We start from the raw sequence: 11,333 nt of genomic DNA on the forward strand, positions 1-11,333 counted from the left end.
TCCAGGGAGCCCTGCCACCGACGGCCGGATCGGCAGGCGCCTCCGCCTCCCTTGACGGCAGCGGTGTGTTCAGCGGCGGTTGCAGGCCCTTCGGGCCAGAAGGCTGCTGCCGGTCGGTGCGGCGGTGATCAAGGCGATGCCCAGGGCCTCGTGACCGGTCAGGCCGAGAGCCAGGCCGCCGACACCGCGCAGGCGGGCCATAGGCGCTGCCGGGCCCAGCCCCAGGCGTGGTGACTGCGGGGGCGACGGCACGGTGTCACAGGGGGCCGTCGGGGCGCTGCGCAGCGCCGTCTGAGAAATCCGTCAGAGCGCGCATCGTCTTGCCTGTCGTATTTACCGGGGGCTCATCACCCGGGCGCATCACGAAGAAGGCGGCCCAGCCTTGGCACTCTGACCGGGGATTCCGTGCTCTCTGCGACGGGCTGACTTAAGAGGCTTCACCGTGGGCGTGGCGCATCCGGTGGCCTCCTCTGTTCCCTGTTACGGTGTCGCGCTGCCGGGAGTGTCACGGGGACTTGAATCGGCATCCCGGAATTTCCTGGTCGGCCGTTGTCCTGCGTGCTCAGGTCGAAGTTCCGAGCCGGCCGCGATACTGCCGGAAAGAGGTGCCACCTGCGTCAGTACCGCTCAGGCAGTGGAGAAGCCGTTCTCCGGCTCGGATACCCCTTTGATCCCATCAGCTTGACACGAAGAGGTGTTGCCCTGTGGCTGGCCCTGTGTGACCGGCGGCAGGGCTGATTACCTTCGGCCAAGACGAAGGCTACAGTGTTCAACCCCGGAAGCCGTACGGTGTGGCAGGTGAATTCTTGTCGTTGCCTTTGCTGTGATGGCGATTGCGAGGTGACGCGATCGAGGCAAAGAGCGGCTCCCCCGCGGCGGGGCGAACCTCAAGGGCAATGACGCCCTCGGAGATGTGCGTGCCTGTGCGGCCGTGTTCGATGTGTGCCGAACTTGTCATCGAGCGTAGTCCTGTGCGTACGCACGTCGCAGAGTCGCGATAAGCCGGCACGGTGTCGGTTTTGCGTGGAGTGAACTATGCCGGCAGCGCGCTCGCGGCCAGTCGGCACGTTTTCTCGGACAGCCTGTTTCCTGAAGGACGGCAATGGTTTCCAAGATTGACCGGGCGCTTACCTGGTGCAAGCAGGCCGTTACTGTGAGTAGATCGCCCGATGTTCGACGGCAGAAGAAGGTGGTGGTGCGGCTGAGCGCTCTCGACCGTTTCCACAGAATCGATCCACGGGTAATTGACGTCGCGTTGTGCGCCATTGCCGTGGCGCTTTCACTCAGCAGCCTTCATTATTACGAGAAGGCTGGCCCTTTTCATGGATATTTCCGGACGCCGCTGTTCGCTCTGGTATTTTCCTCGACAGTGCTTTTCTGGCGCAGACTGCCGATTGTCACGCTGATTGCCGGTCTCGTCATGTCGGCGGTCTACGGTGACGTAACCCTTCTCCCCCTGGCGTCTCTCGGGGTCGGCTTCTACACCAATCGGCCAGAAATGTACGCGGCCATCTCCCTGCTGATTTTTCCGTTCGTCAGGCTCATCTGGAGCCCTCAGGGTGTGGGATTTGTTTTCAATGTTTTCGTTGGGGTGTACGTTATTGGACTCCCTGCGGCCACCGGTGTATTCGCCCGCCGCAAGAGGGAGCTGGAGCAGTATACGGAACGAAAAATAAGGAAATTGAGAGAATCGATTGCCTATTCGATCCGCTACGCCGTGACGGAGGAGCGGACCCGGCTGGCCGTCGAAATCCACGACGGCCTGGGGCACCAGCTGTCCGTCCTCGCGATCCAGGCAGGGATCGTGCAGTCAGCACCAGGCGACTCGGATGCGATGCGGGCAGCGGCAGCAGCAATTCCTGAAGCCGCCCAGAGGGCCGTGCAGGAGATGCACTCCATCCTCTCCTCGCTCCGGGGAATCACTGGCCACGAACTCTCTCAAGACTTCGCCGCGGCAGCTCGCCTCGAGCTCGTGCCGGTGCTCATTGAAAATCTCCAGAAATCCGGCGTGGACGTCGAATATACCCGGAAGGGGGAATCCCGGGACATCCCTGACGAGGTATCACACCTTGCTTACCGCGTCGTACAGGAAGGGCTCACCAACGCCGTCAAGCACGCCACCGGTACACATATCCGCATCACACTCGAGTTCCTGGCACACCGCATCGACGTGAGCGTCTACAACTCCCGCCCCGAGGGCGTGCTGCTCGATATCAGATCCGGCGGAACAGGCCTGGACAGCCTGCGCAGGCGGCTGGAATCCGCCGGAGGAAACCTGAGCGCGCTGTCCACGCGCGAAGGCGGATTTCTCCTCAAGGCCGCACTCCCCACACAACACCTCCCCGACAGCCCGCCAGAAAACCCATGACCGGCGCTACCCCCGGCAATACAGTCACGGCAGGCGCAGCTGCGATATGGCAGCCGCGCCTGCTGCAATAACCCGGCCGCCGTTCCCGTCAACAGCCCCACGGCCGTGTGCCCCGGAAAGGGGAGGCGGCGCTTTTCACGCAAACGGCGCAGAGTCATGCCCCGCGATGTGCCAGTGCAGGCCAGGCTCGGACGCTGCCCCACCGGCTTGGCCTGCCGTCAGACACTTCCTAGGCGCCAAGAGCTCGTACCCCGGTGATGCAAGGAAAAAAGCTGGCAGGGCGCATGATCGCTGTCGATGCCGAGCCTTGCACCACCTCGTGCCCCGTACCCCGCAGGCCTTCACCCTCCCTCAGGCCACCTCATCCAGGTGGCGAAAGGGTCAGGCGGCCGACGACTGGCCCCCGGGCTGTCGTTCAAGAATCCTCCCCGTCGGCATCTGCCAGCCTCCCCTCACAATGGAATCTACTTCCGTTTCCCGGGAATCACCTTTCGTCAAGCCGAAGCCGCCCCATGGTGCACCATCTTGGTGAGAGTGAAGACAAACTTTTCCCAGCAGGAATACGCAGAATCTTTCCCGGAAGAATGCGAAGACCGGCGAAGCAAGCTCCGAACAGTACTCCTTGCCACGTCCCTCGGAGTGCCAGTCATCGTTCTTGCCCTCTCGGCATGGTTGGGAATCATGGTGGGAGAGGCGATCGGCTGGTGATTGAGCCGAGCGCAGCAAACACGCACCACAGGCATGGCCTCGCCAGCGTGGCACCCGGTATACAGGCCGGCTGATGTGCAACGCTCATCGACCTCTCGCTGATGCCCCCGGGCATCCGATACCCCCTCCGACGGCTTCAGCAGGTCCCCTGACACCCCCGGGCTACGGCGCAACAACCTCACAGCTTGTCTGAAGAACAAGGGAGAAAGGTATGGACTACGTGATTCGGGTACTCATCGTCGACGACCAACCGGTGATCCGTTCCGGCCTGCGCACACTGCTGGGAATGGCCGAGGACCTGACCATCGTGGGCGAAGCGGGCGACGGGGCCGAGGCGGTCAGTGCGACACGCGAGCTGGAGCCGGACATCGTCCTCATGGACCTCGACATGCCGAACGTGGGCGGCATCGACGCGACGCTGCAACTCCTGCGGATAACCAGTCCACCCAAGGTCATCATCCTGACCACATTCAACACCAACGACGCCGTCCTCGGCGCCCTGGAAGCAGGCGCCTCAGGCTTCCTGCTGAAGACGGCCACCCCCCAGGAACTGACCTCCTCGATCCGCTCCGTCGCATCCGGCGCAAGCGTCCTGTCCTTCGACATCCTGCGGCGTGTCACCAGCCGCACCGCAGCCCGGGCCCCGGTGCGCGTACGCGACCTCAGCAAGAAGCTCGCCCTGCTCAGGGAAACCGAGCTCAAGGTCCTCGCACTCGTCGGCGGCGGGCTCACCAACCAGGAGATCGCCGAAGGCCTGAACCTGTCGCTGACCAGCGTCAAAACCTACGTCTCCAGGATCCTCAACACCCTGGGCCTGAACAACCGGACACAGGCTGCGATCCTCGCCTACGACCTCGGCTTCTCCTCCAGCGACCCCGCCAACATCACCATCGAGCTTCCGGCCACCGGCCAAAGCGACCCGTCCCCGTAACCCGGCCTGACCGAGGCCAACCGCTGACCACTACCGCTCGCCCCGCTACAGCCCACCCAAGGACACCGGCCAGGAGAGCGGCCTGCAGCCTCGAGGACCGCCCGAACATCCGGCACACGACACCAACACCCTGTATCCCAGGGCATTGCTGGCTCGCGCAAGAATCAACGCGCTGCAGCATGCCCTTGCGCCCTTCGGGACCCGGTCGGCCACCCACCCACGGCGCAGCGAGCAGCGCGAGCACCCAGGACTGTCACACATGGCGGCCCGGGCAACGACACCCAGGATGCGCGAGCACCTTCCAACACCACGGATGGCCTCTGTCTGCCAAGGCCTGCCCGGGCCGAGCCAGCAGCCGATCCAGACCTCAGCCACGATGAAGCAGACCATCCCGCACCGTGCCCGGCCCCCGAACCGCCGTCGCAGCCCCTCACACCAGCGGTCGGCCGACCGCACATGAGGGCGCCGCGCCGCCTGCGCAGTCACACCGCTGCGTATCACCACCGGTACACCCCGGCTCACAGGACGCGGCACCACCGCGCAGCACACCACGCGTGTTCCTGGCCGAAGGCCCCCGGACACTGCCGGCAAGAGCAGACCACCCTGCTGCGCCGCTGGCAGAAACCCCAGCTCCACCGGCCCTTCAGCGAGAACCGTGCACACCGTTCCCTCTGAGCCTGCGGCGAACAGGCCGGGGCAGGCGACGGCACACACCCCCTCGGAGGACCAGCCCGCACACTCACTGCACCGAGCGGTAACTGCCGACACCCCCGCTACCGCACGCACCCACAGCCAGCCCCTGTCACGACGTGCCACGTCGCCGCACACAGAACCCCGCCATGGTCAACGAACTCCGAACCCACCGCCCTTCCCCCACCCAGGACACGCACCTCGAGCCGGCCCGAACCCGGCGCCGAGCACGGCAATCCACGCACTGGCCAGCATTCCAGGCCGTCATGGGCCAGCTGACCGCCCGCCTGCAGCAGACTCACATCTGGCACCTCCACCAGCACCTCGACCACGTCAAATGGTCCAGACTCGCCGCCACCATCACCCTCATCAGCTTCCTGGCCCTCTTCCCCCTGCTCACCCTGGGCACCGCAGTCACTGCCACACTGCTCAGCACCGAACACGTCGAGCAACTCCAACACGCCCTCGCCGAACAAGTCCCCGGCATATCCGACCAGCTCGACCTCCAACACCTGATCGACAACGCCCACGCCCTCGGCGCCGTGGCCGGCGCCCTCCTGCTGCTGACCGGCATCACCTGGGTCGGCCACCTACGGGACTGCCTGCGTGCCGTCTGGGAGACCGAGGACGCCGAAAGACATCGCAACCCCCTGCGCCGCAAACTCACCGACATCACCGTCCTGCTGGGCCTCGGCGCCGCAGGCATCACCTCCTGGACCGCCTCAACCCTCGGCTCCACCACCCTCGACTGGAGCGCCCACCACCTGGGCATCGACCACAGCACCTGGAGCCAGTCCCTGCTGCAGACCGCAGCACTCACCCTCGCAACCGCCGCCGACTTCCTGCTCCTGCTGTACGTCCTGACCCTGCTGCCCGCAGCAACGCCCCCGCGCCGCCGCCTCTTCACGGCCGCAGCACTCGGCGCTGCAGGGTTCGAACTGCTCAAACTCCTGCTCAGCGGCTATATGAAGAGCATCGCTGCCAAAAACATGTACGGAGCCTTCGGCGTACCGGTCGCGCTGCTGCTGTGGATCAACCTCACTGCGCGCCTCGTTCTGGTCTGCACCGCATGGACAGCAACCTCCAGACCGGCCCCGGAAGGCTTTTTGACAGCCTGCCAGGCACCAGTGAAGGCACCGCACCCCTGCCGCCGACCGCAGCCCGGGCCTTCCCCTGCCGGCGGCCGGCATCCCCGGGGCCGGCAAGACCTGCCGTCCTGCAGGCGGAAGAGCACAGGACAGGCGGACGGCCCGTAGCCAACGCTCCCTCTGCTCCAGGTGAGTTCGCGAGTGGAAGACACCGTCGAAGTCCATCCGCCGAGGCGGCCGACGATCCGTCCGGTGACCTGGCAGATGCCGCGTAGTGCCCCGCCAGGTCCGGGCGGACGCCGGCAGGGGCGAGGACCGGCTGACCGCCGACGAACGCGCCGAGCTCGCCATTCTGCGCAGGCAAACGCCGGCTCGCGCGGGCGAACGAGGTGCTTCACCTGCCGCGACCCGACAGCCGCCCCGCCCCTGACCTGGTGTCAGCGCAACTTCGGCGCGCTGACACCGAACCGGCTGTGGGCCACCGGCCTGGCGTCAGCCTGATAGTGGTCCCCGCCGACGAGGAGACTGCTGTGGCCGTCTGCGGTCCAACACGGCTACTGCGGCATGGAATTGAGACGTCCATGGACTCTGCCGGGGAGACCGGGTAGCGGCAGTCGTGTCGTCGGCACCGGGCTGAAGCCGGCCTCGCGTTCCTTGGGTACATCGACGGTTTCCGTCACAGCCGCCGCAGCCAGGAACGGCTCGGCTTCCTCGGCCCTGTCAAGGCTGAGGAGGAACACTCCGCCGGGCGGGCGACGGCCGAACAACCGCACGTGAAAGCCCTGTCAGCCCTTCCTGCCCGACCGACCAGCACCTCCCGCACGCCGAGGCCTCAGCCTGCCGGGATCATCATGCTGTTGATCGAGCACGGACCAATCGGACCCCATCTCCTTCACCGAAGTCCTCACGCACGCGTGCGCAGCCAGGCTTCGCAGTGCTTCTTCAGCCCGGACGGAAGTCCTCCCCGCCCGGGCTCCTGCCCGGCCCTTCATCCTGGAGCCGTAGACGGCTATCTGGCTCAACCTGTGGCATTGACTGCCGGTCAAGAGACGGCGGCCGTCGAAGGTGGACGGCCCGTTTTATTTCGGGCACACCCGTCAGACCTGGGGAGGAGCAGCGGTTCATCCCATCTGGGTGGACGATGGTGATTCTCGCGGCGATATTGTGTGAATATGGAGAGAAAGAATGCGGTATTCGGATCTGCGGCGTTCGTGTTGATCGTGTTGATTGTTCTGGTGTTTGTTCTTGTGCAACGCGATGAAATCGCGGGAAAGGCGTGGGGCATCACGTACCGCGCTGAAGGAAAAGGCGCGATGGCTGTGACATACCAGGACACCAAGAGCCGGTATCTCTGGGGAGACCGGATGGTGCGAGAGCATGCTGAGCAGAACGTGCAGCCCGGATGGTCGAAGGAAGTGCTCATCGCTGCGAAACGGCAGGCCAAAATTACAGTGACCCCTTCCCCCGGCGCGACGGCCCACTGCCTGATTCTCCTCGATGACCGGAAAGTGCTGGAAGAAGCAGCTTCCCCGGCACCCGGACAGCCTGCAGTATGTGTGACGGACATCCAGTCGTGACACCCGTGCGAGCATTCTGTCCATCAAGGCGCGCTCGCCGGGCAGCCGGAGCCGGCTGCCCGGCGGCTTCCCGCGCGGTGAAATATAGCCTCCGCAGTAACGTTGGAAGGGTGTTCATCACGTGCCGTTGGCTCATGCGCAGGGCTGATGAAACAGCGTCAGGGATCCGCATCTCTCACAGATGATGACGTTGCTGTGGGCGCGGACCATGTGTGACGTCCGCGCCGCCCTGACACGGCAGGCCAGTGTCGCAGCCGCTGACGGCACCGGGGAGGGGCTGGACGTTCACGCTGCCCCGCCTGCTTTTGGCTGCAAGTGCTCCGCAGTCTGCGTCCCTTGCCTGCAATCTCATCTGATGGACCGGCCTGCGTAGCCACAAGCCGCACCGCGGCTCGTGACGAGCACCTGTGCCGGACCCGCGGGGTCAACGAGCGCGTACGACGGTTGTTCTTGCCACCATGTCGCCAACGCGCTGGCGGTCGCGGGAGAGAAGTATCACCGCAAGTCCGACCAGTCCGGCACAGAGCCCGTCAACCAGCAGGAACAGCCAGCGAAGAAGTGCTGTGGTCTTGTTCATAGGCTTGCCGTCGATCCTTTCCACCCGGACCCCGAACAGGGCCATTCCCCAGGTCTGTCCGGTGCGTGCTGGGCGAAGGACCCAGTACCACGCGACCAGCATGAGCGAGACGAGCGCCCAGCAGATGAGGCCGATCAGCATCCAGAGCGGTTCTCTCGCGGAATCGTCACCATGCTTCGATAGCAGCAGGATGGTCAGCCCGAACGGTGAGATGATCACGGCAGTGATCGTCTGGTCGACGAGGTACTGCATGATGCGTCGCACCACCACAGCGGTGTCGCGTCCAGCAGCAGAGGCGTGTGTACTCATGTGCATTCATCCCATTGTTGAAACATGGCCAGGCCGGGTGTGTCGACCATGTATTTCCTTTTTCCTGTATGCCGTGTGCGGCGAAAGGCGTGACGTGTCAACACTCGCATAAGGCATGGCGATGCCAGGCATCTAAAGGTGACTTCCGGTCTACTGAAGCCATCGACATGATGCGGATCGAGAAGACGGATTGTTCCCACGTCGCACGTGACGGCGCGGGGCGGCCTTTCTGCGGGTGATGGTCCAGCAGGCCAGGCGCAGAAGCGTTTTCCGGCGCCTGCTCATCACCCTCATCGGATACAGGAATATCTGATGCCGTAGCGCCGGGAAAAGGAGGCGTTCGACAGCCTGCCTGCCTGCAGAGCATGTGCCGGATCCCGCGACGACGATAAGGCGCCTCACACGTGCACACGCTGGTGAGAGGGTATGCCGTCGCAACCACGACTGGTTAAACGGGAGTTGGCCGCCTTCGGCGGGGATGCTTGAGTCGGCCTGCGGGCAGGGGGGCGGCATCTGCGGGCAGTCTTTGCGGTTGCCTCCCGTGAGCAGCACCGCAAGTGGTGTGCGGTGGCCGTCGGTGTTCAGGTGACAGCCATCCAGGGCCCCGGCCTTTCAGTGAGTTGCTCACTGACACGCCCTCGCCGCTATGCCCTGTCCGCCTGGCTGTGGGCCGGGCGGGCAGGGCATAGCGGCGAGGGCCGGGGCCGGGTTATTCCTTGGGGGTTTCGAGGGTGACGACGGTGGGCTTTTCGAAGGGGTTGCCGGTGACGTTGCCGTTGGAGAACCAGTTCTTGAGCTGGTTGGTGGTGCCGTCGACGGCGATGAGGTCGTCCTTGCCGTCGCCGGTGACATCGCCGGCGGTGACCTGGCGGAAGTTGTTCCACTTGGTCAGGGTGACGGGCTTGATGAAGGGGTTGCCGGTGGTGTCGCCGTTGGAGTGCCAGTACTTCAGGACGGTCTTGCCGTCCTTGTCCTTCGTGGCGGCGACGAGGTCGGCCTTGCCGTCACCGTCGACGTCCGCGCCGGTGGTCTGGGTGAAGCCTTCCCACGGGGTCAGGGTCATCGGCTTGTCGAAGGGGTTGCTGACGTTGCGGGTGCCGCGCCAGAGCTTGAGCTTGCCGGTGGTGGTGTCCAGGGCGACGAGGTCGGCGATGCCGTCACCGTCGAAGTCCTTGGCCGTGGTCTGCTCCTTGCCCTCCCAGCCGCCGGTCAGGCGCTGCTTCTCCTTGAAGGTGCCGTCGCCGTTGCCGCGCCACAGGTGCAGGGTGCCGTTGGAGTCGGCGGCGACGATGTCGGTGTGGCCGTCGCCGTCGAAGTCACCGGCGTTGGTCTGGGTGTAGTCCCAGCTGTCGAAGATCTTGCGGCCCTGCTCGTACGTGCCGTCGCCGTTGCTCTTGAACCAGTACAGGCCGGCGTTCTTGTCGGGCTTGGCGATCAGGTCGGCCCTGCCGTCACCGTCGATGTCCCCCGCCGCCGTCTGCTCCATCTTCGACGGGTTGACCTTGACACTCTCACGCTTGACGGTGAACGCATGCTCAACCGGATCGGAGGGCTTCCCGTCCACGCTCTGCGTCACCGTCAGAGTGACCTCACCAGCGGGAAGGTCCTGCGACGGCTTGAGCTTCCACTCGCCCTCGCCGTTCACCTCGACGGGCTTGCCCAGGGCCTCACCGTCCTTGAGCTTCACCTCGACCATGGCACCCTTGGTCCCCTTGCCGGTGATCTCCGGACGCACATCCCCCACCGTGCTGCCCCGCTCCGGCGAGGACACCGACGGGGCAGCGGGCTTGGACGGCACCGCAGCACCCACCACACGCAACAGCTTGCCCCCGGTGCTGTTGACGGTGTAGGCGTTGCCGTGGCCGTCCAACGCCACACCCGCGGCATTGCCGAGGCCGGTAGCAACCTCCTTCTTCTCTCCGCTGGAGAGGTCCACCCGCCGCAGCTTGCCCCCGGTGTGGTCGGTGGTGTAGGCGTTGCCGTGGCCGTCCAGCGCCACGTCCGCGGCATTGCCGAGGTCGGTGGCGATCTCCTTCTTCTCTCCGTTGGAGAGGCCCACCCGCCACAGATCACCACGGTTGTTGCTGGTGTAGGCGTTGCCGTGGCCGTCCAGCGCCACACCATCGGCATTGCCGAGGTCAGTGGCGACAGTCTGCTCTTGTCCGTTGGAGAGGTCCACCCGCCACAACTTGCCCCCGGTGTAGTCGCTGGTGTAGGCGTTGCCCTGGCCGTCCAACGCCACACCATAGGCAGCGTCGAGGTCGGTGGCGACAGTCTGCTTTTGTCCGTTGGAGAGGTCCACCCGCCACAGCTTGCCCCCGGTGTGGTCGGTGGTGTAGGCGTTGCCCTGGCCGTCCAGCGCTAGCCCTCGAGCATCGCCGAGGTCGGTGGCGACGGTCTGCTTCTGTCCGTTGGAGAGGTCCACCCGCCACAGATCACCAACGCTGCCGATGGTGTAGGCGTTGCCGTGGCCGTCCAGCGCCACACCGTAGGCATTGCCGAGGCCGATGGCGACTTCTTCCACCTTGCACGGCTGGCTGGACTCGCCGCACGGTTGCGCGGTAGCCGCGGCCTGTCCAGTAGGGGCGGGGGTGGGGGCGTCGGCGAAGGCCTCTGCCGCGCCGCCTCCCACGACCGACGCGACGAGCAGCGCGCCGATACCGGCACGCGTCCACCGCCGCCCCGCGCCCCGGCCGCCACGGGCCCGCACACCGGCAGACTCCCGTACCGGCGCCTGCGCGCCGTTCACGCCACTCACACTGATCACACCTGTTGCCATCCGGCCAGGCTCCTTCACACTCACAGACCACCGCGCCCAGCACGGCAGATCCTGAACAACACATAAGCAGGCACCGACACACGCCCCGACCCAGCCGGCACACACCGGCACAAGAAAGAGGAAGGTCAGGCACACCGGAACCCGCGCCCCTCAATCCCACATCCGCCCGCCCCGTCACCACCCCGGCGAAAGAAAACAGGGCCCAGCCCAGGAAGACGCCGAAGGGCACGTCAGTCTTGAAAGTGTGTGCAAGCCCCGTGGTAGGAGGCGGCGGGACTGTCAATCCCCTCGTGCCGTGGAGATCTT

The 11,333-nt window shown here is 65.3% G+C and carries 6 protein-coding genes; 4 read left to right on the forward strand and 2 right to left on the reverse strand.

Translation table 11 applies throughout. The features are described from left to right. Nucleotides 1-1,102 precede the first annotated feature (1,102 nt). The 4 genes from ACLHRZ_RS42390 (at nt 1,103) to ACLHRZ_RS42405 (ending at nt 7,362) form a co-directional block, all read left to right on the forward strand. Entirely contained in the window at nt 1,103-2,368 is a 1,266-nt protein-coding gene (locus ACLHRZ_RS42390; RefSeq protein WP_490423979.1) for a sensor histidine kinase, read from the forward strand. Between the two features lie 919 nt (nt 2,369-3,287). Further along, nucleotides 3,288-4,007: a response regulator transcription factor gene (locus ACLHRZ_RS42395; protein WP_490423980.1), complete on the forward strand. Its 720-nt coding sequence runs from the start codon at nt 3,288-3,290 to the stop codon at nt 4,005-4,007. A 956-nt stretch (nt 4,008-4,963) separates the two neighbouring features. After that, nucleotides 4,964-5,953: a YihY/virulence factor BrkB family protein gene (locus ACLHRZ_RS42400; RefSeq protein ID WP_490423981.1), complete on the forward strand. Its 990-nt coding sequence runs from the start codon at nt 4,964-4,966 to the stop codon at nt 5,951-5,953. Between the two features lie 1,004 nt (nt 5,954-6,957). Beyond that, nucleotides 6,958-7,362 carry a hypothetical protein gene (locus ACLHRZ_RS42405; RefSeq protein WP_490423982.1) on the forward strand — a complete coding sequence of 135 codons (405 nt, stop codon included), beginning with the start codon at nt 6,958-6,960 and terminating at the stop codon, nt 7,360-7,362. A 424-nt stretch (nt 7,363-7,786) separates the two neighbouring features. Here ACLHRZ_RS42405 and ACLHRZ_RS42410 read toward each other — a convergent pair whose 3' ends face one another. Both ACLHRZ_RS42410 and ACLHRZ_RS42415 read right to left on the reverse strand, forming a co-directional pair. After that, complete coding sequence (locus ACLHRZ_RS42410; RefSeq protein ID WP_490423983.1) at nt 7,787-8,248, reverse strand: RDD family protein; 462 nt, start codon at nt 8,246-8,248, stop codon at nt 7,787-7,789. 709 nt (nt 8,249-8,957) lie between these two features. Beyond that, nucleotides 8,958-11,027, reverse strand: a complete 2,070-nt coding sequence (locus ACLHRZ_RS42415; RefSeq protein WP_490423984.1) for an FG-GAP-like repeat-containing protein — start codon at nt 11,025-11,027, stop codon at nt 8,958-8,960. Nucleotides 11,028-11,333 lie beyond the last annotated feature (306 nt).

This window comes from Streptomyces sp. AM25, from assembly GCF_058146165.1.